Raw genomic sequence first — 25,855 nt, forward strand, 5'->3', positions numbered from 1 at the left:
TGTAACAGGTGATGGTAAAGCTGATGCTATTGTTGTCAATAATGGGGGAGTAACTGTCAGGCGTTCAGATGGCAAGCAATTTTTACCCAATGAATCTTGGACAGAACCTGGTTACGCAGGAAACGGCGGACATGGTTCTCTAGTACAAGGAAGTGAGGGAAAAGTTTATTTAATTCAAGGGAATCAGCGTCGTTGGATTCCCGATCCTGAAACGTTTAACGCAATAGGGTTAAATTGGGGTGCTATTCAAAACATTTCTGATACTGATTTGAATGGTATTCCACTAGGTAATCCTTTACCTTCACGTAAAAATGGAGCGCTAGTAACAGGTAGTGATGGTAAAGTTTATTGGATGGAAAACGGTCAGCGCCGTCATGTTCCTAATCCTGAAACTTTTAACGCGATGGGTTTAAATGTGGGTGCAATTCAGAATGTATCGGATGCCGATTTGAATGCTATTCCACTAGGCAATCCTCTACCTGCTGTTCAGCCTCCTTCTACCTGGCAAAATCCTGGGTTGCAGTTCTCAACAGTCACCAACAAGGCAACAGGTAAAGCATTAGATGCGGGCGGCAGCAACAATTCAGTTTATCCACATCCATTGCCTAATGCTGGGAATGAGTTTCACCAATGGGGATTTCAGAAGGTAGGTGATTACTACATGATCATCAACAAAGCAACGAGGAAAGCTTTAGATGCTGGTGGAAGTAATAGTACACTACCTTACATCCATCATGATCCTAATACGCAGAATCCTTTCCATCTCTGGAATCTGCAACAAGTGGGTGATGCTTATATGATCATCAACAAAGCTACGGGAAAAGCTTTAGATTCAGGCGGTGATAGTGGCAATCAGATATATATGCACCCCACTCCCATGCCATCGAACCCCTTCCACCTGTGGAAACTGAACTTGCCAGATGGTGGCAATTCAGGTTCCGGTGGTGGTGGAACAAACCCAAATGCTGAGGCATTTTTTGGAGCGGCTAAAGGTAAAGTAGGCATTACTCGCTTAGATGGTAATTATGATTTACGGGGTCAATGTGTCACTTTAATTGCTCGATACGTTCAAGAAGTTTTTCTACCTGCTAACCAACGTACTATTCCTCGTGCTTTTGGTCATGGTAAAGATACTGCTCGTGTAGTTTCTCAAATGCTACCGAATAGTTTTGAAGCTGCAACTAGCTCAGGTTTACCAAAACGTGGTGCAATTATTTCTTTCCCTGATATTGGGATTGTTAATGGAGTCCGATATGGTCACGTTGCAATTGTAATGGAGTCACGTCAACTATCCAATGGTCAACGACAAGTCAGAATTATGGACTCTAATGGCGATGGCTTGGCAACCAATAGTACAGTCAGAGAATACACCTATTGGATTAACATTCCGAATGGTACAGCAAATGGTTATGGTGCGAATATTTACTGGACAAATCCGAAATAATTTCCAGTGAAAAGATGCGATCGCCTTTGAGTATAGTCTTCAAGAGCGATCGCTCTTTACCCAAACAAAAGAAATAAGAAACCGGGTTTTTCAGATAACCTTTCCCTCTCAACCAATATCTTATGCAAAAACCCGGTTTCTCACTCCACGCGATCGCCCTTTACCCAAACAAAAGAAACCGGGTTTTTTAGATAACCTTTACGTCTCAACCGATATCTTGTGCAAAAACCCGGTTTCTGAACCCCCAAGCGGACTCGGATGCGCGATCGCAATGTACGCAACTTCCGACAAATCAATGGGTAAAGTTTTAACAACACTGACCGTTACCAATCGTGCATACCAGTCTGCTGCTGCACGAGGATTCATTCCAACCGAGCAAATACGTTCCATCACCCTAGATCATGTTTTGGTAGACCAGGGTGCAACTACATTATGCTTGCGGTGTTGTTGCGATCGCCATTCCATCCAAAACTCAACAGCAAATCGCGATCGGCTTTTATTGCTCTTTCTCAACTCGCGGGCGATCTCTCCTCCCCTCATGTCCCCCCCTTCTTAAGGGGGGCTAGGGGGGATCTAACCTCAACAATCACCCTCAATCCAACCCAACAACTCCCCACAAACCCCATCAAAACTCTGCAACACCTCAACATTCGTAAACCTGACAACCTTCAATCCATACCCCTCTAAAATCCCAGTTCTTTCTGCATCATATAGTTTCCCTTGTTCCGTAAAATGACTCTCCCCATCAATCTCAATTACTAACAGTAAAGCCGCACAATAAAAGTCTACAATAAAAATATCGATCGGGCGCTGTCTCAAAACTCGAAAAGGGAAATTTCTCAGAAAATCCTGCCACAGTTTTTTTTCGGATGGAGTTGGATTTTTTCGCAGTTGTTTGGCGATGGGGATGAGTTTTGGGTTGTATGGTAGGTGGAAGTTGGAGTCGTTTAATAAAGGCATGATCTCCCTGGTGCTCCTTATTAATGGGGTACTGGATGTTGGTTTAAGTTTATGGTTGGGTTGTTTAGTCTCGGATTGATCCCCCCTAGCCCCCCTTCTTAAGGGGGGGACTGGATGTGCATTGAAATTGTGGGTTGGGTTGTTTAGTCTCGGATTGATCCCCCCTAGCCCCCCTTAAGAAGGGGGGGACTGGATGTGCATTGAAATTGTCTGTGATGGGGCGATATTTTTAGGGAATAGTTTCAGGATTAGTTTATCTCAAATCATGTCTACTTGACAACTAGGGTCGAGATCCCTTTTGGAATAAGTCAAAAAGTGCGATCGCCCTTTCTTGCTTTTTCTCAACCAAAGGCGATCGCCCTTTTGGAATTTGTCAACAAGTGCGATCGCCCCTTTGGAATAAGTCAAAAAGGGCGATCGACCTTTTCAAATAAACTCTATATGGTTCTGCATATCCGACGGTTCAAGTACCTCCCAAATCAGAATCAAACCGCGCACAATTTCACCCAGTGAACGGCTGTTTTGGTGACAGTAAACAATACCGCAATGCTCTAAACCGCGTTGATGAATTGCTAAAAAATCATCATCTTGGGTAAAGATTGCTCGTTCTTGAGCAATCGCAAAAGCTAACTGTTCTTCATCCGCAGCACCTAAAAGTCGTGCTTCCGGTGTAGTCGTGACATCAATACCGCGCCTTCTTAAAGCTTCTGCGATCGCCCGTTCGACTTGTTCATCACAATGAAATCGGATCTTTTCCAAGATTCTGCCCTCTCAATTTCTGCTGTACCTTGGAAGGAGTTTTTGCTTGCAATTCCCGCACAAAAGCATCGCTATCTCGAATTTGTTGTCGAATTTCCTCAAGATGGTCGTGGTAATAAGTCAAGGCTGCGTATACATCTGCTAAAGTAATTGTAGGATACCGCGACACAATTTCATCAGGAGACATTCCCATCTTTTCGTGCCAAATTACAACATCTTGAACCCTAATCCGATGTCCGGCAATGCGCGGTTTACCGCCACAAACACCCGGAGTAATTTCAATATGTTCCGCAATCACTGCTGTCATAGAATTTCCTCACAATTCAAGTTAGCATTTATATTAGTTTATCCCAAACCGTGCCTACTTGACAACTAAGCCGATCGCCCTTTTAGAATAAGTCAAAAAGTGCGATCGCCCTTTTGGAATAAGTCAAAAAGTGCGATCGCCCTTTCTTGCTTTTTCTCAACCAAGGGCGATCGCCCTTTTGGAATTCGTCAACAAGTGCGATCGCTCTTTTTGATATGGAAAAGTCGATATCTCTTTTGTTCTGAGTCAAAAAGGGCGATCGACTTTTATTTAAGCTGCCACGATTGCCGGACTCGGAGGCACTAAATCTTCTTCTTGGCAATACTCAAGGTAGCTGGAGCTCGCTTCTTTAGCATTGGCGATCGCTTCTTCATAAGTTTTCCCATAAGTACAGGGCTGCATTGCAATTGTTGCAAACTCTGGCAGTCTTACCAAATACAGTCCATCCTCTTGTGACGATTGAATTAATAAACTATAGCGGTAATTCATTCCTCTGATTCCTCTGCTGAAGAATTGTTTCTAACTCTTGAATTGCTTTTTTTAACAATTTCTCCAAATACAATGGTGTATCCTCAACACAAGAAGAGATTTTAGGATCTGCCGTGGCGCTAGTTTGGGTGGCGCTGTGGCATTTCTGGGGGTGGCCGCGCGAAGTAGAAATTGCTAGAGGTAAGCCGCAGGCTAAGAAAAAGCGATCGCCCAATTCTAATTCAGCCTCTCCTAATCCGGTAGAACAAGAACTAAATCAGCTCAAAGCGACAACTGGAATGAATCGGATGAAGCCAATCGATTTTAGATTTTAGATTTTAGATTTTAGATTTTAGATTGACTTGCGCGAGATAAATGCTCTTTCTTGAGGATTTTCGATTTTAGATTTTGGATTGATTCCACGGATAAATCACGTGGCGGATGCCACCTTTGAAATTCGCTTGTCAGTAAGGAATGAGAATTAAATAACTTACCATGCGTGATGGTTCTTGTGGGATGGGCGTCCCGCCCGTCCAGAAAGGGCGGGCGTCCCGCCCAACCCACTTTCAAGAGTGTAAATTATTTAATTCGCGATCCTAAGACGATCGACCCAGCCAACTCCTGAAGTTCCTCAATGGTACGTGTTTCGCAGCGGTGAAGCCAAAGGGCCCTATACCAGATTGCAATTATGGGAGATTGAGGAAATCACAGCCAGAACCAAAGTGCGGCGCGGGGAAGCCGAGTGGCAGCGCGGCGGTGAAATTCCAGAATTAGCGTCGTACCTCACTCAAAAATAAGACAGTACACGTCACCGCACGTCGATCGGCGCTTAAGACGATCGCACTGCCCAGAAAGTAGCGCTATTCTTAGAAAAGGGATTTGTGTCAGCGAGACTCCCGGAGATTTTTATGAATATTACTTTGAGTCCTGAGCAGGTGAAATTGATCGAAGCGCAATTAGCATTGGGGCAGTTTAGCTCGCCGGAAGAGGTGATTACAAAAGCCCTCCAGACTTTGACTCAAACACGCCAGCATTATTGGGAGTGGGTGGAGGAGGTGCGCTCAGGCGTGGAGGAAGCGGAGGCGGAACTATCGCGGGGTGAGGGAATCCCCTTAGAGACTGCCATCGAGCAATTGCAGGAAAAGTTTCGCAAGGCGCGAGAGGTTCAGGGATGAGCCGATGCTTTGTCTCTCGAACTGCAAGCCGAGACTTGAATGCCATTGGTGATTATTTTGTGGGTTCAAGTTTATAAAAAAAAGCCCTCAACTTTGTGAGGGCTTTGCGATGCCAGGAACGAGACTTGAACTCGTGACACGTGGATTTTCAGTCCACTGCTCTACCAACTGAGCTATCCCGGCTTGTTTTTTCGCGCTTTACTATCTTAGCAGACACATACAGAATTTAGCAAGCACTTTTTCAAATTAATTTTCGATCGCCCGGAACCGCCCGCCTGTAAGCTAAAAGCTGCAACCTAAAATCCAAGAACCGCAATGGCACAGCAACATCGGGACAGCGAGGGCAAGAGTCTGCTTGTCTTAGGCATAATTTGGCTGCTGGGGGCAATTAGCGATCGCCTCTGGTTTGCCTTCGATCGATCTGTCCCGGCGTGGGATCAAGCAGACTACCTGACTAGCACCCTGAAATACTTGCAGGCGTTGCAGCATCCTCAGTGGCTTTCCGGGGAGTGGTGGACAAACTTCTGGCTGCTTTCGACCAAAATTCCGCCCTTGGCATACATCTTAACCGTTCCGTTTCTTCAGGTTTTCGGTACTGGGGGCGATCGGGCAACCCTCGTTCATCTCTTATTTAGTGCAATTCTCCTCGCCTCAGTCTACAATCTGGGCGTCCAATTATTTAACCGGCAAGTCGGTTTGTGGGCCGCTGCAATTTGCGTTTTGTTACCCGGACTTTATGGGCTGCGCTTGCAATTTTTACTCGACTATCCCCTCACTGCGGCGATTACTTTGGCTTTCTATTGTCTGACAATGTGGAAGGCTTCTGAAGGAAAGAAGGAAGAAGGAAGTTCGGCAACGGATTTTATAACGGATGTAACGGATGTAACGGATAGAACTCAGTTGGAAGAACCAACAAAGAAAAAGTATAAATTCTCCCCCTCCCCCAATCTCCCCCTCTCCCCGTCATCTTTCTTTTGGGCGATCGCCTTTGGAATTTCTCTCGGTTTATCAATATTAGTTAAACACACTACAGTATTATTTCTGTTTACGCCGATTGTGTGGCTGGCTGTTGGTGCTGTGCGCCAAAAAGCTTGGGGAAGATTAGCTCAATTAGCAGGTAGTTTGTTGCTGTCTGCGGCGGTGTTTGGGCCCTGGGCGAAAACCAATTGGCTGTTAATTTTGACCGGGGGAAAACGGGCAACGGTGGATTCGGCGATCGCCGAAGGAGATCCGGCCCTCAATACGATCGACGCTTGGATTTACTACGGTCAACGCTTACCCGAACAGATTTCTTGGCCTCTGTTACTTATTCCCTTAGTAGGATTGATACTTTATTGGCGTCGTCGGCAAGATAGTTCGTCTATCTTTTATCTCAACTCCTGTCGCTGGCTGGCTGTTTTCTGGGTAGGAGCTTATTTAATTAATTCTCTAAATATCAACAAAGATGACCGATATGGTATACCTTATTTACCAGTTTTATCTATTTTCTTAGCCTATTGTTTAACGCTGTGGCCTTCTCGGTGGGGACGACAAATTCGCTGGGGTACAATTAGCTTGGCAATTCTGGCGATGCTGTTCCATATGTGGCCGCTGGGAGGTGCTTTTGGACATAGCTTAGTCCAAATTATCAGTCCCGGCAATTCTAGCTATCCTTACTTGGGGAAAGAGTGGCCGCACCGAGAGGTAATTGCAGAAATTATTGATCGGGAACCTTATTTGCAATCTACTTTAGGCGTGTTGCCTTCGACGCCAGAAATTAACCAGCATAATTTGAATTTTTACGGTGCTTTGGCTAATTTTCAGGTTTACGGGCGGCAGGTGGGAACGAATTTAAAAGACGTGCCGCAAGATGTGCGATCGCTCTCTTGGTTTGTCACCAAAACTGGCCCGCAAGGTTCGATTCGCGAACGGATTAAACAAGCTCAAAATGCCGCCGTAAATGCAATTGAAAAAGGTGATAAATTTGAGTTAGATAAAACTTGGATTTTGCCAGATTATACTAATTTAAATCTTTATCGCAAGCGAGTGCAGCCTGTCGAAATACAGCCGTTGAATGAAGGGCGATCTCAAGTACAATTAGATCGAGTTACTGTCGGGGGAAAAGCAGTTCCGGGAGTCGCGCTATCGGTAACATATACTTGGTCTGGGCCTTGGCAGCAGTTGCAGTCTGGTTTAGTGTTGGTAACGTGGGAAAATCAGCAGTCTGGCGATATTCCACCGGGACAGACTTTCAGGATTTTACACGATCGCGCGATCGGTCAAGCGACTTTGCATCCGGGGATGCTGGAAGCGGATAAATTTGCTGTGGGGTTTCGAGTTGTCGATCGCACGGCGATGCTTCCTCCTGCTAATATTGCACCGGGCACTTACAATCTGCAAGCTACTTATCTAAATCGGAAAACCGGCGAAACTTATCCGATTAATGTGCCGGCAGTTAGTGTTAAAATCGAGGCAGAGCCTCTGGATATGCGTTCTCAGGCAGAGCCTGGGAACGAGAATAATGAGGATAATACAGATAAGCCTGAGTTAGATTTGGTGACTCAATTGCGGGCGATGGCGGTTAATTTACCCAAAGGATTGCCTGGTTTAGAACCCGTGTTCGAGCAGATTGGGCGCATCAATCAATACGATCCAATTCAAGATTATACCGTGCAAGCGGAACAAGCGTTAGAATATCGGTTGAAACAGGAACCCAATAATCTAGAATTGGCTTATGCTTTGGCATTTTCGCGAGTATTGCAGCAGAATGTCCAAAGTGCGATCGCCGCCTTAGAAAAAGTCACTCAACTCGACTCTCAAAACCCTTACGCTTACGCCTATCTAGCTTTCGTACACCTGTACGGCTGGCATCCCCAAGCCGCTCAAACAGCCTTAAAACCTGCTCTCGCTCTCAACTCCAACCTACCGGAAATTAGAGTCTTAAACGGTGTAGCGGAACTGATGCAAGGTAATCTCCTTCAAGCATGGCAAGATTTGCAATACTTAAAAAAACTAAAAATTTAACAATCCCTTTTACTGTGGCACGGGCGCCCCGCCTGTGCTTCGCCTGTGCTTCCGAATCGGTAAAAAACAGAAAACCAATGAACCAACCAAGAATAATCTCTCTAATTCCCAGTGCCACCGAAATTGTAGCACTTTTAGGATTAACCGATGCAATTGTCGGCCGTTCCCACGAATGCGACTATCCCCCAGAAATCCAAAATTTACCTGTTTGCACTCAGCCTAAATTCAATCCCGAAGGAACTAGCAGCGAAATTCACAACCGCGTGACAGAATTGTTGCAAAATGCCCTCAGCGTGTATAAAGTAGAAATAGATACTTTGGAAAAATTGCAGCCGACTCACATTATTACTCAAGCTCAATGTGAAGTCTGTGCTTGTTCTCTAGCGGATGTTGAACAAGCGGTAAGCACTCTGGTAAATAGCAAGCCGGAAATTATTTCTTTGCAGCCGAATCTGCTAGCGGAAATCTGGACGGATATTCAGCGAGTTGCTGATGCTTTGGGCGTAAATGGCAAAAGTGCGATCGACCTTTTGCAATCCCGCATCGATGCTATTATCTTAAAAACCAAAACATTAACCGTTAAACCCAAAGTAGCTTGCATCGAGTGGATTGAACCTTTGATGGCTGCGGGTAACTGGATGCCCGAATTAGTCGCAATGGCGGGAGGCAATTCGCTGTTTGGAATTGTCGGGAAACATTCCCCTTGGTTAAAATGGGAATCTTTAGTAGAAGCTAATCCCGATGTAATTATTTTCATGCCTTGCGGCTTTGATTTAAGTCGCACTCGCAGCGAAGCAAGGCAGATAACTAAATACGCAGAATGGCCTGATTTGCAAGCAGTAAAAACGGGGAAAGTTTACCTAACTGACGGCAATTCTTACTTTAATCGGCCGGGGCCGAGATTGGTTGATTCGTTAGAAATTTTAGCAGAAATTCTCCATCCCGAAATCTTCGATTTTGGCTACCGGGGTAAGGGTTGGCAGCCATTTTTGTAGATACCCGCAGCTAGCTAAAGCTTTATCTATAGCAATCCTAAATCATTTGTAAATTTCTTACTCCCTCCCCTTGATAAGGGGAGGGTTGGGGTGGGGTAAAAAATTTACGACTCCTGCAACGATTGCTATATATTAATTCGGAATTGCCTGCCATACAAATAAGGACACAACAATGTTGTGTCCTTACTTCGCTTTCATTTAACCGAATCTAACATCAATTGATACAAAAACGGCTAGTCTTACTTCGCATCAGGCGGCATCAGCACCTTGTCAATTACGTGAATAACGCCGTTGCTAGCTTTGATATCAGCTTTCACAACATTAGCGCCGCTGACAGTAACTTTGCCTGTGCTAACTGCCACCTTCAGCGAACTTCCTTCGACACTTTTTACATCGCCGGATTTTAGGCTAGTAGATAAAACTGAACCAGGAACAACGTGGTAAGTTAAAATCTTAGTAAGTAGGGCTTTGTTTTCCGGTTTGAGCAAATTCTCCACAGTTCCTTCTGGCAAAGCAGCAAATGCCGCGTCTGTCGGTGCAAAAACAGTGAAAGGGCCTTTTCCTTGTAAAGTTGTCACCAAACCTGCAGAGCCCAAAGCCTTTGTCAGCGTCTTGAATTGAGCGTCGCCAGATGCAATAGCGACAATATCCTTAGCCTGAGCCATTGGTGCCGGTGAAGCAGTGGTTTTCCCATTTCCTGCAACTTGTTGAGTTTGAGTTGCATTAGCAACATTGGTGTTGGAGGTGATGTGAGCCCAAGCCGGGAAACCGATTAACGCGCTAGCGCCGATTATTCCTGCGAAACCTGTGAGTTGTTTCATCCAACTAGGTAAATTTTGATTTTTCATTTCGCTTGCATTTCCTTATGAGATAAAACCGTGAACATGAATTGTTATGTTAGCCAAATCTCGACAAAAGGCAAGGTTGCCAGAGGCTAAGGTAGAGAGAAAATTCTCTTGCATCCCCGATCGAACAAAACTTCCTTAATATAACGCAACCTAAAAAATCTGGCATCAACCGCTAAATCTGTAACTCAAAACCTCAATCACCGAACCAGTTTGGGGTAAGTCAGCAGATTTGAGCGAAATCGTGTCATTATTCAATCGGCGCACCGGCGTACCATCCATCAGCGCCAAGAATTCATCTAGCGGCACCAAATCGCACGCAGCAGCATCGGCGGCTTGGGTTTTGAAATGTGTCGGAATCACCATCTTTGGTTTGAGAAGTTGCAAAGTTTGCTTCGCTTCCGCCGGAGTGTAAGCTTTCGGGCCGCCGCCCACGGGAATCAGCACTACATCGGGCCGCCCGATCAAGATTTGTTCTTCAATGCCGATCGGGCCAGCAACTCCGCCCAAGTGTAAAATCTTAACGCCCGCTTGCTGCCACAGCCAAGCCACATTGACCCCAAATCGCCTTCCTCCCTCACGGTCTTTTTGGGTCCGAATCCCTTGAATCCGCAGTCCGTTAGACCTGTAAGCCCCCGGTTCGTACAAAAGGCCGGGATTGCCCGCAAATCCCTCGATCGCCCCTTCATCGAGCAACCGGCTGCTAATCAGAATCAAATCTGTTGGCACTTTAGGAGAACGATAGCCTGCGGTACAGCCCAGGGGGCGAAAAGGATTCACCAGCACCCTCGCACCGCCTCCGGCGAACAAGAAGCAAGTGTGGCCCAACCACTGAATCGACAAAGAATCAGCAGTTTGAGCTTGATAGCTTTCCCATCCAGATGGTAAACCAGTGAAGAAAGCTGCTAGCAAACCCGTCTGTGCGTAACGTATTAATTGTCGCCGTTTCATCTTGTGATTGCGGTTGTCGGGTGTTGGTCGTCTGTTGTTATACCACAAAACACCGCCAGTCGATTTTAGATTTTAGATTTTAGATTTTAGATTTACTTGCAGCATTGAATCTGGAATCTCGAACATGAGTCTAAAATTTGGGGTTCACCACGACAGGAGTGAGGGGCTTGTATCCTTTTTGAGGCGGTTCAGGTGCGAAAATGTGTACCCTACTCTCACCGTAAGGTTCTATAAAAGCGAACCCTACAAATTCAGAGAAATTTAACTAAGGAATGAGAATTAAATAACTTCCACTCTTGAAAGTGGGATGGGCGTCCCGCCCATCCCACAATAACAATTAAAATTGTAAGTTATTTAATTCGCGATCCTAAAGCCGTTCCAAGAAATTTCGCAATAATTGCTTTCCCGAAGTCGTCAAAATACTTTCCGGGTGAAACTGTACACCTTCAATATGCGGATATTCCCGGTGCCGCACGCCCATAATAGTTCCGTCTTCAACCCAAGCGGTAATTTCCAAAACTTCTGGACAACTCTGCTTTTCAATTACTAAACTGTGATAGCGAGTGGCAATCATCGGCGATTCCACGCCCTGAAAAACTCCGACTCCTGCGTGTTCTACCTGAGAAGTTTTGCCGTGCATCAACACGGGTGCAGAAACAATTTTGCCGCCAAATACTTGACCGATACTTTGATGTCCGAGGCACACGCCTAAAATTGGTAGAGTCGGCCCCAATTCTTTGATTAATTCCAGAGAAATTCCCGCATCTTCCGGCCGTCCCGGGCCGGGAGAAATCACCACTGCTGCCGGCTGCAATTGCCTAATTTCTGCTAAGGAAATTTGGTCGTTGCGGTAGACTTGCACTTCGCTGGCTACGGGCAACTGGGCACCGAGTTCTCCTAGATACTGTACCAAATTGTATGTAAAACTGTCGTAGTTATCGATTACTATAATCACGGGTTAAGTTGGATTTTAGGTTTTAGATTTTAGATTTTAGGTTAACTCGCTCCCTGAAAGCAAGGGTTTTAAGATTTTAGATAGATGCCCAAGATAAAAATAGCTGCAATATAGACGAATAAAACTAAAAACCTCCCATTGGTCATCTAAAACCTAAAATTTGCTGAGGCCAATAATTTACTAACTGCCGATCGCAATTTGAACGACTGCCCACAAAGGAGGCAGCAGAAGTGCAGTACCGACGATGATCGCAGCCATTGCCGATACCAGAACTGCTCCGGCACCGCAGTCTTTGGCAATTTTGGCTAGTTCGTGGTAAGATTGCCCGACTGTCAAGTCTACCACCGATTCGATCGCCGTATTCAACAGTTCCATGGCTAAAACTATGCCAATGGTGACGCCGATCACAGATATTTCTACAGGTTTCAGTTGCAAAAATAGGCCGAGTCCGATCGCCAAAGTGCCAATAACAGTGTGAATCCGAAAATTGCGCTGAGTTTCAAAAGCATAACTCAGACCCCCCCAAGCGTATCTAAAACTCGTAGCTAAGCTAGATGCGATTTTCCAGGACAGCTCTCGGTTGTATTTCAAGGCTTTTTTAGGCTCCTGGACTGTCTGGCTAGAAGAGTCTTGAGGCATGGGCAGAAACTGTGCGATTTGTGATGAAATTGAGGGTCTATCTAGTGTCATAAAGAACCAACTTTAATTTACAGAGATGAATGAAAGCTAAACTTTTGAAATTAACTTCATCAAGTCTAGGTAACTTTTCTAAGTTTTTACTAAAGTTTTGGTTTAATTTCAGAAATTTATATTGGGCTTGACATACTTTGTTAAGTAACCATCAACTTCAGTTATGCTGTTTGGATCGCAAGACCGATCGCCCGCAGCAATATTTCTTGTCGATCGAGCATTTGAGTCAGACTTTCTTCATCCGGGTGATCCCAGCCCAAAAGATGCAGAAAACCGTGGGCTGCCAGCCAAGCTAGTTCGGTCTTCAGGGGATGTCCTTGCTGCTGGGCTTGTCGGTTAGCTGTATCGATCGAGATGACGATATCACCCAAGTATAGGGGTTCAGATGACTGCATTTCCTCTAGCTGAGGACAGTCTACCTCTAAAGCTGCGAAAGCTAGTACATCCGTCGGTCGATCGAGCTGGCGGTACTGGAGGTTGAGGGCTTGCATCTCCCTATCGGCGGTTAAACGCAGACTGACTTCGTAGCCTGGGGCCACTGGCACATCCGCCCCCTGGTTTTCCAGCCAAACGCTAAACCAATTTTCCCAGGTTTCGGCTGCAATCTCCCCGCTGGCTGCACTCTCAGGGAGGTTGGAAGCGTCGGCTGACTGCTGGGCGAGCCCGTAACAGTCCTCGACGTTCACCTCTATTAACATTTTTTTGCTCTCCTGTCAAGGGATATATTCAATTTTTTACAAATTCCAATGGCGCGATCGAACGGCAGGGGATTTTGCTGTTGCTGGCAAGATACAGTAATCTGTTAGAGATTGCAACAGTCAGGCAGAACAATCAGCTTAACTCCAGATTAAGAAATATCAAAAACATCAGCAGAAATTAGAGGCTGATTGTTGGAATCCTCGATTAAGAATTGAAATAGCGATCGAGAAAAGCCAAACCCACGAGTACGCCTAAAAGTCCGGCGGCTGTCAAGGCAAAATGAAACAAAGAAGTCGCCCGCTTGCGAACCATGTTCCGCATCGCCAGCTTGACATAACTCGGTGGAGGTGAAGTGCTTGTCGGCGCTGTCGGGGTTTCGGCGGACTCTTCGGAGGCGGGAATTGCTGAGGGATGTTGACTCATAACGGTTAGTTTAGAAGGTTAAGAGAGGGACTGTTGAGGACAGGCTCGTCCCGATGTTAACAAATATGTAACGTTTTGTGTAGGATTTTTTAGGTTTCAGATTGTCGGAGGCTGGTTTCGGACAACAAAGCATCCGCCCAAACAGCATCTGATTCTGAAAGCGCAGGTACGGGTGCGACGGTGTAATCTATTCTAAAGTCATAGGCGGCGCGATCGTAAACCCCATTTAATAACGCTTGTAAATCTACAATTGGTTCCGCATCACCCGCGCGCAAAGGCAAGGGAAACTGAGGAATCATATCGGGTAAATTGAAAAGGTACAAATCCGCCAAAGGCCTTTGATTTCCGCGACTCACTAAAATTCGATAACTTGCCTCAATATCGTTACCAAAAACTAACATGGGTTGGTAACTTCGCAGCAAGTCAATCTCAACCAGATGAGTGCGAATACCAAACACCTTTTCTCGTTTTTCTTCATACATTTCTCGCCCTTTTCCGGGGCGCTTGTTTGTTGGTGAAAGCACTTCAATCACCGTCACTACCTTTTTATTTTCGGTTTCGACGATCTGCAAATAACTTTCTTTTACTTCCATCGGTAAAGGTATTCTCACCTTCAAAGATTGGGCTGGCGGAGCAGCAAGGGCGACATTAGAAGTAGTCTCGGTTGCTGGAGTTGGTGAGCGCTGTATCGTAACATCGGGAATTCCAATTAGTAAAGCATCTTCGCCGCTGATTTGATAAATTCTTTGTTCGATATCTACTAAATATTTAGGTAGCAGTTGCGGAGTCAGCAAATCTGCGATCGCCACTATTAACCTATTATGAACCGAACGCCACAATTCAGGACTTTCTAAATAAGGATTCATCCCTGGAAACGGATTAGCCATTAATTTAACTCCTGTTAATTTACCTAATTATATGATTTTAGCCGATCGATTAGAAAAACGCAGACAATATCAAACTATCATCTGCGTTAATCCGCGTGCATCTGCGATTAAAATTCCCTAAAAATCGCCGTAACTGCTAATAGCAGCCTGCAACCTTCCAATCACTTCATCAACCGAAATCGCCCCCAACTCCCCAGAAGCCCGCGTCCGAATATTCAAACTATTCGCCTCAACTTCCTTCGCACCCACAACACCCATCACCGGAATTTTATCCTTCTCAGCATTGCGAATCAACTTGCCCAAACGCTCGCTATCCTCATCAGCTTCAGCGCGAATATTTAACGCCTTCATCTTCGCCGCCACTTCCTTCGCAAACGGCAAAAACTCCGCGCTGACAGGCAACAATCGCACCTGAATTGGCGCCAACCACAGCGGAAAATCCCCCGCATACTGCTCGATCAAAATCCCGATCAAACGTTCCAAAGAACCGAAAGGAGCGCGGTGAATCATCACCGGACGCTTGCGAATGCCGTCTTCAGCAACGTATTCCAAATCAAAACGTTCGGGCAAATTGTAATCTACCTGAACAGTTCCTAATTGCCATTCTCTATCCAAGACATCTTGGAAAATGAAATCGAGTTTCGGCCCGTAAAAAGCCGCTTCCCCAATTCCCTCAAAATAATTCATTCCCAAAGTTTCCACCGCGCGGCGGATTGCACCTTGAGCCTTTTCCCAAGCTTCATCGGAACCGATGTATTTCTCTAAATTGTTCGGATCGCGGAAACTCAAACGCGCCTTAAAGTTTTTCAGTTGCAGACTCTTGAAGACTGACAGAATCAAATCCACCACATTCAAGAATTCAGCATCCAACTGTTCCGGCGTGACAAATAAGTGGGAATCATCCACCGTAAAGCCGCGCACCCGCGTTAAACCGCCCAATTCTCCCGATTGTTCGTAGCGGTAAACTGTGCCGAATTCCGCTAAGCGCATCGGCAATTCTCGATAGGAACGTAATTCACTTTTGTAAATTTGAATGTGAAAAGGGCAATTCATGGGTTTCATCACAAAACCCTGTTCGTTTGCTGCCGCTTCCTCATCCTCCGCCATCAGCGGAAACATATCTTCTTTGTATTTCTGCCAGTGTCCAGAAATTTTGAACAAATCGACTCTAGCGATGTGCGGAGTCACCACTTGCAAATAGCCGCGCTTGATTTGTTCTTGTTTCAAGTAATCTTCTAAAATACTTCTCAAAACAGTGCCTTTCGGCGTCCACAAAGGTAAACCTGGCCCAACTGCATCGGCAAAGATAAATAAGCCTAATTCTTTGCCAAGTTTGCGGTGATCGCGTCTGAGGGCTTCTTCTTTGCGGTGTTTGTATGCTGCTAATTGTTCGGGAGTTTCCCAAGCAGTGCCGTAAATGCGCTGTAACTGAGCTTTGGTTTCGTCGCCGCGCCAGTAAGCGCCTGCTAGGCTTTCTAGCTCGATCGCCTTTGGATTCAACTCACTGGTATTATCCAAGTGAGGCCCGGCGCACAAATCCCACCATTCCTCGCCCAAATGGTAAAGAGTAATCGGTTCGATCAACCCTTCTAAAATTTCTAATTTGTAAGGTTCATTAATCTCCTTAATTCTGCGTTCCGCTTCCTCGCGGCTGACTTCTTCCCGAATTACAGGCAATTTACGGTTGATGATTTTGATCATCTCTTTTTTAATGGCTTTTAAATCCTGTTCCGTAAAAGGTTCGGGAGTGTCAAAGTCATAATAGAAACCGTTTTCAATCCAAGGGCCAATGGTCACTTGCGCCTTGGGAAATAACTTCTGCACCGCCATCGCCATAACGTGGGAGGTGGTGTGGCGAATTTTTTTTAGTGCCTCCGACTCACTCGTGCGGGGCAACTCAATCTTAACGGACTCTTCTGGAGCGGACATGGATTCTGAGCTAGACATCGGCTGAATTAGCAATTAATTTAGTTGCAGTTGCTTCTATCTTACTCAGATTGGGACAGCAAGCGCCGACTTCCGACTGGGGGACACTCCGGGAAATTACAGCAACAGCCCTGATGGTGGCAACGTTTAGTGCGTCCCGCACTGCGACTCTCAGAAACCGGATTTTTTACTATTTTGGTGGGCTGTCACCCGTCTTGCTATGAAAAAACCTGTTTTCTCAGCAACCGTGAGCTCGCGAACTAAGGATCGCGAATTAAATAACTTCCGTAGGTTGGGTTGAGGAACGAAACCCAACAATTCCCGCGTAGCGTTGGGTTTCGTTCCTCAACCCAACCTACAAAAAATGCAAGTTATTTAATTCTCATTCCTAATTTGGCAGAATTTGGGGATTTCGACTCAAAAATCGCTGCTGGCATAGTTTAATTTATTCACACCCACCTGCTAATTGTTGTTAAATTATTAAATTTTTGTTAGAAATATGTTACAATTTGTAAAGACCGTCTAAGACTATAATAGATAAATAACCCAATTTTGATCCATGCTTAATTCCAACTTGCCCGAGCCAGAATTGCTCAAAGCGTTACTGGAACCGCTGTTAGAGGATTTCAATTACTGGTTCGATCGATCGGCAAAGCTCTTAGAAACTGAGGAAATTCCCTTTCTGGGCGACGAAGATCAATCTGACTTGCTGGCGCGAGTCAAACAGGCTCAGCAAGAAGTAGGCGCAGCTAAAGCTCTATTTCAAGCAACCGGAGGTCAAGTTGGGATTGAAACAGCAGCACTGATGCCGTGGCACAGACTGCTCGCCGAATGCTGGCAAGTATCGGCACGCTTTCGCTCATGGCAGTCAGCTCCCCCTGGAAAATAAGGAAGCGAGTTCAAGTTAAATTTGCAGTCAAATCCCCAACCTTGGGAAATGTGGCGGCCCACTTGACAACCTCAAACAGATTTCCAGTTAATAAGTTATTACTTGCTGAAACACTTTTGTAAATTGCTGTGTGGCTGTTTAGCCCGGAGGAGAAGATAATGTTGCACCTGCTTTATATTTTAGCTTTTACCGTTCTTGCCTTTCTGGCGGTCGGTAACTTAATCCGCAGTCTAGTCACCGTTGGTATGGAGTCCCAGCGCCCTCAACAGTTCAGGGCAAATAATCCCTACCCATCCTATCCTCGCTCTCAACCGGTACCGCATCCAGAACTTTTAGATGAATACGGAAACATAGTCAATGAGCCGCTTTTAGTGATGCGTTCGCTGACTGTCCAAGACGCCCGCGAACAATTAGATGCTCTCTACAAATCATCTCCGGGCGGCAGCGACGAAGGGGGCGAACTAGCCTGATACAACCACAGCCGCAGCATTTATACTTAGGCGCGATGCCTCAAAAAAATATAGGACTTACACGCTAGGTGTCCGAAGCCCGGTTTATTCATAGATGGTGGGTAAAAACCGGGTTTCTTGGGATCAGTCGTCAAAATAATTGGTCGTTAGTTTTTAACTAATGGCTAATTATTTGCGCTTTTTTAAAGTTTAATTACCGATTAACAAGATCGATCGCCAAAAAGCGATAATTATGGCACTGATATCCAAGAGAGCGAGGATAGTTTGACACTCAAGTACAGGGAAACTAGGAATCGGGGCGGGCACGGCGGAGCGAATTTGGGCGAACACCGGGGTACCCCAGGAGAGCGAAACCAATTTTTTTGTACTTTACTTACCAAGTGCTGTAAATCTATCAGATACTGAAGAAGGAGCGCTCTAAACCTCCTATCGATCCTGTTTTGTCATCGGCAAAAATGCACGTTTAAGGCTAGATGATCGTCCCTATTTCGCTACTGGCAGAACTTCTGCAAGCTTTGCCCCAACTGCGGGCACAAATTTATTTCAAATCTTCCATGACAGCCTTGTCTCACGCGATGGAAGACTTAGTTTTGGCGGGTTCCGACGACGAACCGCTAGTCATTGCCAGCTTTCAGCGAGAGCGCTTCTACCGCCAGGAAGCTCACCGCTACCGGCGAATTGCCTCACGCTCCTCTCAGGTATACGTGCTGGCTGCACCGGAAACTGACTTTAAAAATTCCTCGGAGTGTCACGAAACTGTGGCGTTTGAACCGGAGGACGGATTGAGTAAAGAGTGGCATTTAGTGGTACTGGGGCAACACTACTCAACTTGCCTGATTTGTCAAGAAAAAATTGTGCCGATCGACAACCAGGACGATCGCGGGCCACTGTTGATGGATCAAGCTCGCAGATTTGAAGGAATTTGGACGTTCGATCGCGAGGTAAGCTCCAAAGCGGCCGCATTGTTGCTCGATAGAATTGTCAAATATCGCCCGGAATTGGCAGAAAAGATCGATCGAGCGCGAACGACTTACAAACTCAAAACACCGAAAAAAACGAGGAAATCCGCCACTTCCAAAGCCGCCAAACCCGAAATAAGTACGAGAAAAAACTCAAAAATTCCCAATCCAAAATTGAGCGATGCTTTTACCGAACGCTTAGTAACCTACTTGCAAGCAGGCCAGCACAAACTGCTCAAAGCATACAGCGCGATCGCCGCTCAGGAACGCAAAGAACGCCTGGTAAACTTAATTACCACGGCAATGCGGCAGTCTCTCAACCCGCAAGAAATCGTCGAAGTCGCAGTCCAAGAACTCGGCACTGCCCTCTCGGCAAGCCGATGTTTGATTTATCGGTGCAAGGCAACAGATGTGGCGGTCAAAATCGATCGCGAGTTTTTGGGGCCGGGCGCTAGTTCCATGCTGGATCAGACTTGGCTGTTGCAGGAAAATCAAATATGGAGCGACGCGGTGGCGCGGCAAGAGCGAGTTTACATCCAAGACACAGCACAACACCCACTGATTGTCAATACAAAATTCCTGGAAAAAATTGTAAAAAATTGGCAAATTGTCTCTTGGTTAATGGTGCCAGTGCTTTATCAGGGGCGGGTTTTGGGCATGGTGGAAATGCACCAGTGCCGCTCGACTTTGGCTTGGGAAGAAGACGAAATTGCTTTAGTAGAGGCGATCGCCACCCAACTTGGAGCAGCCTTAATTCAAGCAGAAACCTACGCTCATTTAGAAGAACTCAACCAACAATTAGAAGCATTAGACCGCACTCGCAGCAATCTAATTGCCATCACCGGACACGAACTCCGCACCCCACTTTCTACGATTCAAGTGTGTTTGGAAAGTTTGAACTCCGAACCAGATATGCCCCCAGAATTGCGGCAAATCATGTTAGAAACTGCCCTTGGTGATGCCGATAGAATGCGGAAACTCGTGCAGGATTTCTTAACTCTTTCTCACTTAGAAAGCGGGCGAGTCCAATGGAATGTAGAATCGCTGACGCTGCAAGAATGCGTGGATTTAGCCCTTAGCAGCGTGCGATCGGGGGGCGGACTCGATCGACAGTTACCGGAAATTATCGCCGAAGTGTCCGCAGAATTGCCTTTAGTGCAAGCTGACGGAGAGTGGTTGGTGGAGGTGCTCTCCAAACTGCTAGACAACGCTTGCAAATTCACCACACCTCAAGGAAGCGTCACCATAAGAGCGAAATGCAACGGTTCTCGGATGGTGGAAGTGCTCGTAGCCGATACGGGGAGGGGAATCGAGGCGAACAGTTTAAAAGTAGTGTTCGATCGATTTTATCAAGAAGAAGGAGCTTTGCGCCGCAGCGCCGGCGGTACCGGTTTGGGATTGGCAATTTGCAAACAGATTGTTGCCGGCTGGGGCGGTAAAATTTGGGTAGATTCCGCAGGAAAAGACCGAGGAAGTGAATTTCACTTTACTATTCCGATTGTTTAGACTAAATTGATACAGCGTATTCAAGGTTTATGAGGTATACCCCAGAAACCGGGTTTCTTTACAGTTCTCGCATGATTACTGATTCTGTTGCTCGAAACCCGGTTTCTCCGTACTAAATTTACATGGAATATACTGTAAAAAACCGGGTTGGTGGGCGTCTGAGCGCGCAAGTAGCGATCGAGTGATATCAAATCCGGCTGCGCTGGCATGATATCAAATCTGCTGCTAACAAATTTGATATGAGGGGCTATTTACGCCGGACTTGATATCAAATACTAATCTACAGTCGTCTTGAGACGACTTGAGCTATGAGGCTCTTGTTTCAACCCCTGTCGGACTTAACGACTAATATTAATGCCGATGGCATCGGAAGGATTTAACCACAGAGAACGCAGAGCTCGCAGAGAAAGAGAAGAGAGAGATGAATAATTCTGATGCAAAGGTCAAGGAGATCGGCCTCAATCCTCACCCTGTGAGATCAGCCTTAAAGGAGATGTGACCACGCGGTGTTCACCTTTAATATCGAAAGTATCAAAACAGATTCAGGATGCGCTTGCCGTCTTAAACCCGGTTTGGCGACGGAATACCTAGGGATGCTGCCCAAAATTAATACCAGTTTACAATAAGAATCAAACTGTAGGTAAGCTGCAAACCCCCATAGTAATCAGTCATGCCAAATCTAAAATATAAAATCTAAAATCTAAAATGGTATAACTCTCCTGTTCACAAGTCGCGAGATGGTAAAAGTAGCTCGAATCTGTTGAGGCACTGCCGACGCCAGTGTTGATTCGTGAAATTTTTTGAATGCAAATGTTTCGCCCGGAAAAAGTTTTTTTCCAGAAGAATACTCAAACCTAGAGGTTAGAAAAATCGATTATGTCACCTACAATCCAGATGAAATCTACTCAACCTATGGCCAAAAAGCCGCAGCTACAATTAGGTTCTCAAGGTAAAGCGGTATTGGAACTCGAACAACTGCTAACCAAGTTGCAACTTTATCGGCATCCTGCTAAAGGAATTTTTAACAAAGCAGTTGAGTTTTCTGTGAAACTGTTTCAGTTTCGGGTTTTCTTGTCGCCGGACGGCATTGTCGGGCCGCTGACTTGGCAGGCGCTTTATACTGGAGCTCCAGTTAATATGCCGATACTAAAATTCGGCAGTTATGGGGAAGCAGTCGCTACTGTTCAGGAAGTTCTCAAAACTTCCCAGCATTATGGCGGTAAAGTTGACGGCGACTTTGCTACTTTGACGGATAAAGCTGTTCGCGCATTTCAAAAAAGCTTTGGGATTGAGGCCGACGGGATTGTCAATCAAGAAACTTGGACTGCTTTGAGCCAAATCCCGCGCGGCTATGACCCTAATTGGTTCTTGACTTAGGGTTGAGGCGGTAAATTGTTCGATCGTCTGTGGGGATAAATTGGGAGAATATGCGATTATTCGGGTGCCCCACAAGCACCAGAATAATTGCTATTTTTTTGGGATTGTTTTTTCGGAATTCGTGCTGCCTAATTTTGTTTTATAATTTGGGTGGAAATTACCAATTATCAATTATTAATTACTAATTATCAATTATCAGAAGAGATCGATCGGCAAAAAACTGTTAACTTTCCTTACAATTTCGACAGCGGTGTCGCCTCATGATGATACGATGCCGTAAAAATCCTTTGGATATGTTTATGGCAGAAGAACTCACTGGACAACCCCCTCTTTTCGGCGGCAGCACCGGCGGCTTGCTGACCAAGGCGCTAGTTGAAGAGAAGTACGCGATCACTTGGACTAGCCCCAAGGAACAGGTGTTTGAAATGCCTACAGGCGGCGCTGCAATCATGCGTCAAGGTGACAACCTGCTGTATCTGCCCCGGAAGGAGCAGTGCATCGCTTTGGGCGGCCAGCAACTGCGGGCTAAATTCAAAATCTCGAACTACAAAATTTACCGCGTGTTTCCCGACGGTTCTACTGAGTACCTGCATCCCAAAGATGGCGTGTTCCCTGAGAAGGTGAACGAAGGTCGTCCCTACAACGGTAAGATTGACCGCAATATTGGCAGCAATCCCAATCCGATTAAGGTCAAGTTCACTGGTAAAAAAACCTACGAAGTTTAGGTTTTGAGCGAATTGCTGAGCTATTTTCGGGTAGTATGTCCTGAAAAGCTCAGCTTGCATTTTATAGTTTGTAGTAGCGCTTGGACGGCAGAAGCTTTTTCTTTATCGCCCAATCGCCACTGCAAACTTCAAATGCGATTAAAATTTAATAAAAATTAATAATTACATTAACCATGAATCTGGTAATCAGGCGAGCAACTCATCAGGATATCGATGTTTGCGCCCGCATTAATTATGAAGCTTTTAAATGTATTTCCGATCGCCATCAATTCCCTACAGATTTTCCGACGCTGGAGTTTTCAACTGAAATTATTGGTCTTCGGATCGAAAGTCCGTTGTTTTTTGGCATAGTAGCCGAGAGTGAGGGTGCGGTTGTCGGCTGCGGGTTTATGGACGAACGCAACCCGATTCGCGGTATCGGGCCCGTCAGTGTCGATCGAACTTTTCAAGGCCGCGGCGCGGGACGGGAAATCATGAAAGCTTTGCTGGAACGGGGACAGGACGCTGTGGGCATCCGTTTGGTTCAGGAATCTTTTAATCTGGCTGCGCTGTCGCTGTACGCTTCTTTGGGTTTTGAGGTGAAGGAAGCTTTCGTGTTAATGGAAGGGAAGTTTCGCAGCCAGCCGCCCCATGGGTTTGAGGTGCGCCCGATGGCTAGTGAGGATGTTGGTGAATGTGCCGCTTTGTGCAAGAAATTATACAGGTGCGATCGAATTTCGGAGATTGAAGACGCCGTGAATTTCTTTTCTCCCTTCGTTGCTTGCAAACAAGGTCGGATTGTGGCTTATACTTGTGCGGTGTCGGCTTTGAGCCACAGCGTCGCAGAAACTGAGGCGGATATGCAGGCTTTGCTCTTGGGGGCGGCCGCGTACAGTTCCGAAGCACAGGTTTCTTTCCACTTGCCGATGCGTTACGCAAGTTTGTTTCGCTGGTGTTTGCAAGAGGGGCTGCGCGCCCTCAAGCCGATGGCGGTGATGGCGGTTGGCGAGTACCAGCAGCCTCATGGCTGTTGCTTTCCGTCTTTTGTTTATTGACAAGACGGTTAGGACGCTTTTAATCGCTGAAATTATTGCCAGGATTGCATTTTCCTTCTTCTTTCTTTCTTCTTCCTTCTATCCTTTACATCCGTTACATCCGTTACATAATCCGTTGCCGAACTTCCTTCTTCCTTCTGATATATATGATATTCCCCGATTTCTCACAATTTTCGGAACTGGCGAAACAAGGCAATTTTGTACCCGTGTATCAAGAATGGGTTGCTGATTTGGATACGCCGGTGTCTGCGTGGTATCGGGTTTGTGCGGGTCAACCTTACAGTTTTCTGCTGGAGTCAGTGGAAGGTGGGGAAAAACTTGGGCGTTATAGTTTCTTAGGGTGCGATCCGTTGTGGATTTTGGAGGCTAAGGGATCTCGCACAACTCAAGTTTACCGCGACGGTTCCGAAAAAGTATTTACAGGCGATCCGTTTGCGGCTTTAACTGAATGTTTGGAGTCTTATCAACCGGTCAAATTGCCGCAGTTACCGCCGGGAATTGGCGGGTTATTTGGTTTTTGGGGTTACGAGTTAATTAAGTGGATAGAACCGCGAGTTCCCGTGCATCCAGCCAGCGAGAATGATTTGCCGGATGGGTTGTGGATGCAGGTTGATAATTTGCTGATTTTCGACCAGGTGAAGCGGAAAATTTGGGTCGTCGCCTATGCGGATTTGCGGGAGGTTGGCGTTGATTTGGCCGATGCTTATCAGCAAGCGTGCGATCGCGTTGGCAAGTTAGTTCAGAAGCTGCAATCGCCGCTTTCCCGGCAATCTACTCTTATAGAATGGACTCCTCCCAATAACGGGCAAGATTCCCGTTCCACAACCGGAAATACAGAATTGGCTTACACTAGCAATATTACCCGTGAAAAGTATTGTGCCAATGTCTTAAAAGCGAAGGATTATATCAAAGCCGGAGATATTTTTCAAGTAGTTATTTCGCAGCGACTAGAGGCTGAATACAGTGGCGATTCTTTTGCACTTTACCGCTCTTTGCGTCTCATAAATCCTTCTCCTTACATGGCTTATTTTCATTTCGGAGATTGGCAGATTATCGGTTCGAGTCCCGAAATTATGGTGAAGGCGGAAAACACTGCTGATGGCAAAAAGATTGCAACTTTGCGACCGATTGCCGGCACTCGCCGCCGGGGTAAAACTCCTCAAGAAGATGATGCTTTGGCTTCTGAATTGCTGCAAGATCCCAAGGAAATTGCGGAACACGTCATGTTAGTTGATTTGGGCAGGAACGATTTAGGAAGAGTTTGCCGAAACGGTACTGTAAAAGTTGACGAATTAATGGAAATTGAGCGTTATTCTCACGTCATGCACATTGTGAGCAATGTGGTGGGAGAATTGGCTGAGGATAAGACAGCTTGGGATTTGTTGAAAGCTGGTTTTCCTGCGGGTACGGTTAGCGGTGCTCCGAAGATTCGGGCGATGGAGATTGTGCACGAGTTGGAAGGTTGTCGCCGGGGGCCGTATTCTGGGGTTTACGGGTATTATGATTTTGAGGGACAATTGAATAGTGCGATCGCGATTCGGACTATGGTTGTTCGTTCTTTAGGTGGTGACAAACATTCGGTTTCTGTGCAAGCAGGTGCTGGTTTGGTGGCAGATTCTAACCCGGATATGGAGTACGAAGAAACGCTGAATAAAGCCAGGGGAATGTTAGAGGCAATTCGCTGTTTGAAATAGTGAGGCGGAGCCTCTGGATCTGTGTTACCAGGCAGAGCCTGGTAACAAGAAAACAGCAGTAATTATTGCATTATTGTCCAATTTACCTAAGCCCCTAATATTCGAGCGACCAAAACTGCAACATCAGGAAATGCCAGCGGATTAATATTACCCTGAGTCAGAGTTTGTCTCGATTGATATCCTTCATTGGTAGGCTCTCGAAATACTATTAATTCCCTAGTTCGCAAATTGACAACCCAATACTCAGAAATGTCGGCTTCCGCATAAATCTTGCTCTTGATTCCCAAGTCTTTGCTCAGAGTATGATCCGAGTATTCTATCAGCCAAAAGATGTTTTCTGGATAGGGATGATGTTCTCGGTAATCTTGTCCCAAACGTTGAATTACAGCGATATCGGGTTGTGGCTCGGAGTTGCTTGGTGGCAAGATAATCGGTTTACCTTGGCGGATTTTAGCCCGATCACCCAGCAAATAAATTAGGTACTCTCCAGCCTCATCGCTAGAGTAAGCATGAGATTCTCCTTCGGGAGCCATTTCAATTATTTCTCCACCTATTAATTCAACGTTTCGCCCTTCCAGAATGCCGGCTGCAATGATGCGGTGGTAGTCTGCAACCGTCCATTTTACAGTCGTGACGCTCACGGCGATTACTCCTATGTTTTTATTGTTATTTTAACGGCTGTCTTGCGATCGATGTAAAATATCAGTTATTGAC

General features: G+C 45.9%; 31 protein-coding genes and 1 tRNA gene. 13 read left to right on the forward strand and 19 right to left on the reverse strand.

Features of this window, described 5'->3' with window-relative positions:
• The coding region (locus tag QUB51_RS14650; RefSeq protein ID WP_333260404.1) for an RICIN domain-containing protein at positions 1-1,444 on the forward strand (1,444 nt) is incomplete at its 5' end.
• Between the two features lie 198 nt (positions 1,445-1,642).
• Here QUB51_RS14650 and QUB51_RS14655 read toward each other — a convergent pair.
• The 8 genes from QUB51_RS14655 to QUB51_RS14690 form a co-directional block, all read right to left on the reverse strand.
• Positions 1,643-1,810, reverse strand: coding sequence for a hypothetical protein (locus QUB51_RS14655; RefSeq protein ID WP_333260400.1), 168 nt, complete (start codon positions 1,808-1,810; stop codon positions 1,643-1,645).
• A gap of 33 nt (positions 1,811-1,843) precedes the next feature.
• Positions 1,844-1,984 carry a hypothetical protein gene (locus QUB51_RS14660; protein WP_333260397.1) on the reverse strand — a complete coding sequence of 47 codons (141 nt, stop codon included), beginning with the start codon at positions 1,982-1,984 and terminating at the stop codon, positions 1,844-1,846.
• Between the two features lie 39 nt (positions 1,985-2,023).
• Positions 2,024-2,404, reverse strand: a complete 381-nt coding sequence (locus QUB51_RS14665) for an endonuclease domain-containing protein (RefSeq protein ID WP_333260394.1) — start codon at positions 2,402-2,404, stop codon at positions 2,024-2,026.
• Positions 2,405-2,662: 258 nt separating this feature from the next.
• A complete protein-coding gene (locus tag QUB51_RS14670; RefSeq protein ID WP_333260391.1) occupies positions 2,663-2,812 on the reverse strand; it encodes a hypothetical protein in 150 nt (49 codons plus the stop codon).
• Between the two features lie 18 nt (positions 2,813-2,830).
• Positions 2,831-3,163, reverse strand: coding sequence for a DUF5615 family PIN-like protein (locus tag QUB51_RS14675; protein WP_333103358.1), 333 nt, complete (start codon positions 3,161-3,163; stop codon positions 2,831-2,833).
• Positions 3,138-3,470 (reverse strand): DUF433 domain-containing protein, encoded by a 333-nt coding sequence (locus tag QUB51_RS14680; RefSeq protein ID WP_333054723.1) that lies wholly within the window; start codon positions 3,468-3,470, stop codon positions 3,138-3,140. Before QUB51_RS14680 ends, QUB51_RS14675 begins: the two co-directional genes overlap by 26 nt.
• 82 nt (positions 3,471-3,552) lie before the next feature.
• A complete protein-coding gene (locus tag QUB51_RS14685; RefSeq protein ID WP_333260388.1) occupies positions 3,553-3,720 on the reverse strand; it encodes a hypothetical protein in 168 nt (55 codons plus the stop codon).
• A gap of 20 nt (positions 3,721-3,740) precedes the next feature.
• Positions 3,741-3,959, reverse strand: coding sequence for a type II toxin-antitoxin system HicB family antitoxin (locus QUB51_RS14690; RefSeq protein ID WP_333208226.1), 219 nt, complete (start codon positions 3,957-3,959; stop codon positions 3,741-3,743).
• Between the two features lie 113 nt (positions 3,960-4,072).
• Here QUB51_RS14690 and QUB51_RS14695 point away from each other — a divergent pair, with 113 nt between their 5' ends.
• The 3 genes from QUB51_RS14695 (at position 4,073) to QUB51_RS14705 (ending at position 5,113) form a co-directional block, all read left to right on the forward strand.
• Positions 4,073-4,273 (forward strand): hypothetical protein, encoded by a 201-nt coding sequence (locus tag QUB51_RS14695; RefSeq protein WP_333054719.1) that lies wholly within the window; start codon positions 4,073-4,075, stop codon positions 4,271-4,273.
• Between the two features lie 306 nt (positions 4,274-4,579).
• Positions 4,580-4,735 (forward strand): GYF domain-containing protein, encoded by a 156-nt coding sequence (locus tag QUB51_RS14700; protein WP_333054718.1) that lies wholly within the window; start codon positions 4,580-4,582, stop codon positions 4,733-4,735.
• Between the two features lie 111 nt (positions 4,736-4,846).
• The gene (locus tag QUB51_RS14705) at positions 4,847-5,113 is read left to right on the forward strand and encodes a hypothetical protein (protein ID WP_333054717.1); all 267 of its coding nucleotides are present in this window, start codon (positions 4,847-4,849) and stop codon (positions 5,111-5,113) included.
• A 110-nt stretch (positions 5,114-5,223) separates the two neighbouring features.
• On the opposite strand, the gene QUB51_RS14710 is transcribed toward QUB51_RS14705, so the two are convergent.
• Positions 5,224-5,296 (reverse strand) — tRNA-Phe (locus tag QUB51_RS14710).
• Between the two features lie 132 nt (positions 5,297-5,428).
• Between QUB51_RS14710 and QUB51_RS14715 the strand changes: the two genes are divergently transcribed.
• On the forward strand, positions 5,429-8,116 hold the full coding sequence (locus tag QUB51_RS14715; RefSeq protein WP_333260384.1) for a phospholipid carrier-dependent glycosyltransferase: 2,688 nt from the start codon (positions 5,429-5,431) through the stop codon (positions 8,114-8,116).
• 77 nt (positions 8,117-8,193) lie between these two features.
• On the forward strand, positions 8,194-9,111 hold the full coding sequence (locus QUB51_RS14720; RefSeq protein ID WP_333260381.1) for a cobalamin-binding protein: 918 nt from the start codon (positions 8,194-8,196) through the stop codon (positions 9,109-9,111).
• Between the two features lie 239 nt (positions 9,112-9,350).
• Here the strand turns inward: QUB51_RS14720 and QUB51_RS14725 are convergent, their stop codons facing one another.
• From QUB51_RS14725 to QUB51_RS14765, 9 genes are all read right to left on the reverse strand, one after another.
• Positions 9,351-9,959 (reverse strand): fasciclin domain-containing protein, encoded by a 609-nt coding sequence (locus QUB51_RS14725; protein ID WP_333054714.1) that lies wholly within the window; start codon positions 9,957-9,959, stop codon positions 9,351-9,353.
• Between the two features lie 165 nt (positions 9,960-10,124).
• Positions 10,125-10,907 (reverse strand): MBL fold metallo-hydrolase, encoded by a 783-nt coding sequence (locus QUB51_RS14730; protein ID WP_333054713.1) that lies wholly within the window; start codon positions 10,905-10,907, stop codon positions 10,125-10,127.
• A 367-nt stretch (positions 10,908-11,274) separates the two neighbouring features.
• Complete coding sequence (locus tag QUB51_RS14735) at positions 11,275-11,862, reverse strand: aminodeoxychorismate/anthranilate synthase component II (RefSeq protein WP_333054712.1); 588 nt, start codon at positions 11,860-11,862, stop codon at positions 11,275-11,277.
• A gap of 180 nt (positions 11,863-12,042) precedes the next feature.
• Positions 12,043-12,552: a diacylglycerol kinase family protein gene (locus tag QUB51_RS14740; RefSeq protein WP_333054711.1), complete on the reverse strand. Its 510-nt coding sequence runs from the start codon at positions 12,550-12,552 to the stop codon at positions 12,043-12,045.
• A gap of 161 nt (positions 12,553-12,713) precedes the next feature.
• Positions 12,714-13,250 carry an rRNA maturation RNase YbeY gene (gene ybeY, locus QUB51_RS14745; RefSeq protein WP_333054709.1) on the reverse strand — a complete coding sequence of 179 codons (537 nt, stop codon included), beginning with the start codon at positions 13,248-13,250 and terminating at the stop codon, positions 12,714-12,716.
• A gap of 205 nt (positions 13,251-13,455) precedes the next feature.
• Entirely contained in the window at positions 13,456-13,674 is a 219-nt protein-coding gene (locus QUB51_RS14750) for a DUF3285 domain-containing protein (RefSeq protein ID WP_333054708.1), read from the reverse strand.
• An 89-nt stretch (positions 13,675-13,763) separates the two neighbouring features.
• Positions 13,764-14,561, reverse strand: a complete 798-nt coding sequence (locus tag QUB51_RS14755; protein WP_333260377.1) for a DUF4058 family protein — start codon at positions 14,559-14,561, stop codon at positions 13,764-13,766.
• 117 nt (positions 14,562-14,678) lie between these two features.
• On the reverse strand, positions 14,679-16,508 hold the full coding sequence (thrS, locus tag QUB51_RS14760; RefSeq protein ID WP_333260374.1) for a threonine--tRNA ligase: 1,830 nt from the start codon (positions 16,506-16,508) through the stop codon (positions 14,679-14,681).
• Positions 16,501-16,650 carry a hypothetical protein gene (locus tag QUB51_RS14765; protein WP_333260371.1) on the reverse strand — a complete coding sequence of 50 codons (150 nt, stop codon included), beginning with the start codon at positions 16,648-16,650 and terminating at the stop codon, positions 16,501-16,503. Before QUB51_RS14765 ends, thrS begins: the two co-directional genes overlap by 8 nt.
• Positions 16,651-17,046: 396 nt before the next feature.
• On the opposite strand from QUB51_RS14765, the gene QUB51_RS14770 reads away from it, so the two are divergent.
• The 7 genes from QUB51_RS14770 to trpE all read left to right on the forward strand — a co-directional run bounded on the left by QUB51_RS14770 (position 17,047) and on the right by trpE (position 25,141).
• On the forward strand, positions 17,047-17,376 hold the full coding sequence (locus QUB51_RS14770; protein ID WP_333054702.1) for a DUF2605 domain-containing protein: 330 nt from the start codon (positions 17,047-17,049) through the stop codon (positions 17,374-17,376).
• A gap of 158 nt (positions 17,377-17,534) precedes the next feature.
• Complete coding sequence (locus QUB51_RS14775) at positions 17,535-17,846, forward strand: DUF2973 domain-containing protein (protein WP_333054700.1); 312 nt, start codon at positions 17,535-17,537, stop codon at positions 17,844-17,846.
• 473 nt (positions 17,847-18,319) lie between these two features.
• Entirely contained in the window at positions 18,320-20,311 is a 1,992-nt protein-coding gene (locus tag QUB51_RS14780) for a DICT sensory domain-containing protein (RefSeq protein WP_333208220.1), read from the forward strand.
• A gap of 876 nt (positions 20,312-21,187) precedes the next feature.
• Positions 21,188-21,688, forward strand: coding sequence for a peptidoglycan-binding protein (locus QUB51_RS14785; protein ID WP_333208219.1), 501 nt, complete (start codon positions 21,188-21,190; stop codon positions 21,686-21,688).
• A gap of 299 nt (positions 21,689-21,987) precedes the next feature.
• Positions 21,988-22,413, forward strand: coding sequence for a photosystem I reaction center subunit II PsaD (locus QUB51_RS14790; RefSeq protein ID WP_333054697.1), 426 nt, complete (start codon positions 21,988-21,990; stop codon positions 22,411-22,413).
• Between the two features lie 173 nt (positions 22,414-22,586).
• Positions 22,587-23,447, forward strand: coding sequence for a GNAT family N-acetyltransferase (locus tag QUB51_RS14795; RefSeq protein WP_333054696.1), 861 nt, complete (start codon positions 22,587-22,589; stop codon positions 23,445-23,447).
• A 146-nt stretch (positions 23,448-23,593) separates the two neighbouring features.
• A complete protein-coding gene (gene trpE, locus QUB51_RS14800) occupies positions 23,594-25,141 on the forward strand; it encodes an anthranilate synthase component I (RefSeq protein WP_333260368.1) in 1,548 nt (515 codons plus the stop codon).
• An 86-nt stretch (positions 25,142-25,227) separates the two neighbouring features.
• On the opposite strand, the gene QUB51_RS14805 is transcribed toward trpE, so the two are convergent.
• Positions 25,228-25,782 carry a Uma2 family endonuclease gene (locus tag QUB51_RS14805; protein ID WP_333160085.1) on the reverse strand — a complete coding sequence of 185 codons (555 nt, stop codon included), beginning with the start codon at positions 25,780-25,782 and terminating at the stop codon, positions 25,228-25,230.
• Positions 25,783-25,855 lie beyond the last annotated feature (73 nt).

Origin of the sequence: Microcoleus sp. AT8-A3 (genome assembly GCF_036705675.1) — a bacterium.
Lineage (GTDB): Bacteria > Cyanobacteriota > Cyanobacteriia > Cyanobacteriales > Microcoleaceae > Microcoleus.

What these genes read in the sequence shown, in the direction of transcription:
- QUB51_RS14655 (WP_333260400.1), bottom strand. Translation starts at nt 1,810, where the DNA reads ATGAATCCTCGTGCAGCAGCAGACTGGTATGCACGATTGGTAACGGTC.
- QUB51_RS14660 (WP_333260397.1), bottom strand. Translation starts at nt 1,984, where the DNA reads ATGAGGGGAGGAGAGATCGCCCGCGAGTTGAGAAAGAGCAATAAAAGC.
- QUB51_RS14665 (WP_333260394.1), bottom strand. Translation starts at nt 2,404, where the DNA reads ATGCCTTTATTAAACGACTCCAACTTCCACCTACCATACAACCCAAAA.
- QUB51_RS14680 (WP_333054723.1), bottom strand. Translation starts at nt 3,470, where the DNA reads ATGACAGCAGTGATTGCGGAACATATTGAAATTACTCCGGGTGTTTGT.
- QUB51_RS14690 (WP_333208226.1), bottom strand. Translation starts at nt 3,959, where the DNA reads ATGAATTACCGCTATAGTTTATTAATTCAATCGTCACAAGAGGATGGA.
- QUB51_RS14705 (WP_333054717.1), top strand. Translation starts at nt 4,847, where the DNA reads ATGAATATTACTTTGAGTCCTGAGCAGGTGAAATTGATCGAAGCGCAA.
- QUB51_RS14715 (WP_333260384.1), top strand. Translation starts at nt 5,429, where the DNA reads ATGGCACAGCAACATCGGGACAGCGAGGGCAAGAGTCTGCTTGTCTTA.
- QUB51_RS14720 (WP_333260381.1), top strand. Translation starts at nt 8,194, where the DNA reads ATGAACCAACCAAGAATAATCTCTCTAATTCCCAGTGCCACCGAAATT.
- QUB51_RS14725 (WP_333054714.1), bottom strand. Translation starts at nt 9,959, where the DNA reads ATGAAAAATCAAAATTTACCTAGTTGGATGAAACAACTCACAGGTTTC.
- QUB51_RS14730 (WP_333054713.1), bottom strand. Translation starts at nt 10,907, where the DNA reads ATGAAACGGCGACAATTAATACGTTACGCACAGACGGGTTTGCTAGCA.
- QUB51_RS14740 (WP_333054711.1), bottom strand. Translation starts at nt 12,552, where the DNA reads ATGACACTAGATAGACCCTCAATTTCATCACAAATCGCACAGTTTCTG.
- ybeY (WP_333054709.1), bottom strand. Translation starts at nt 13,250, where the DNA reads ATGTTAATAGAGGTGAACGTCGAGGACTGTTACGGGCTCGCCCAGCAG.
- QUB51_RS14750 (WP_333054708.1), bottom strand. Translation starts at nt 13,674, where the DNA reads ATGAGTCAACATCCCTCAGCAATTCCCGCCTCCGAAGAGTCCGCCGAA.
- QUB51_RS14755 (WP_333260377.1), bottom strand. Translation starts at nt 14,561, where the DNA reads ATGGCTAATCCGTTTCCAGGGATGAATCCTTATTTAGAAAGTCCTGAA.
- thrS (WP_333260374.1), bottom strand. Translation starts at nt 16,508, where the DNA reads ATGTCTAGCTCAGAATCCATGTCCGCTCCAGAAGAGTCCGTTAAGATT.
- QUB51_RS14770 (WP_333054702.1), top strand. Translation starts at nt 17,047, where the DNA reads ATGCTTAATTCCAACTTGCCCGAGCCAGAATTGCTCAAAGCGTTACTG.
- QUB51_RS14775 (WP_333054700.1), top strand. Translation starts at nt 17,535, where the DNA reads ATGTTGCACCTGCTTTATATTTTAGCTTTTACCGTTCTTGCCTTTCTG.
- QUB51_RS14780 (WP_333208220.1), top strand. Translation starts at nt 18,320, where the DNA reads ATGATCGTCCCTATTTCGCTACTGGCAGAACTTCTGCAAGCTTTGCCC.
- QUB51_RS14785 (WP_333208219.1), top strand. Translation starts at nt 21,188, where the DNA reads ATGTCACCTACAATCCAGATGAAATCTACTCAACCTATGGCCAAAAAG.
- QUB51_RS14790 (WP_333054697.1), top strand. Translation starts at nt 21,988, where the DNA reads ATGGCAGAAGAACTCACTGGACAACCCCCTCTTTTCGGCGGCAGCACC.
- QUB51_RS14795 (WP_333054696.1), top strand. Translation starts at nt 22,587, where the DNA reads ATGAATCTGGTAATCAGGCGAGCAACTCATCAGGATATCGATGTTTGC.
- trpE (WP_333260368.1), top strand. Translation starts at nt 23,594, where the DNA reads ATGATATTCCCCGATTTCTCACAATTTTCGGAACTGGCGAAACAAGGC.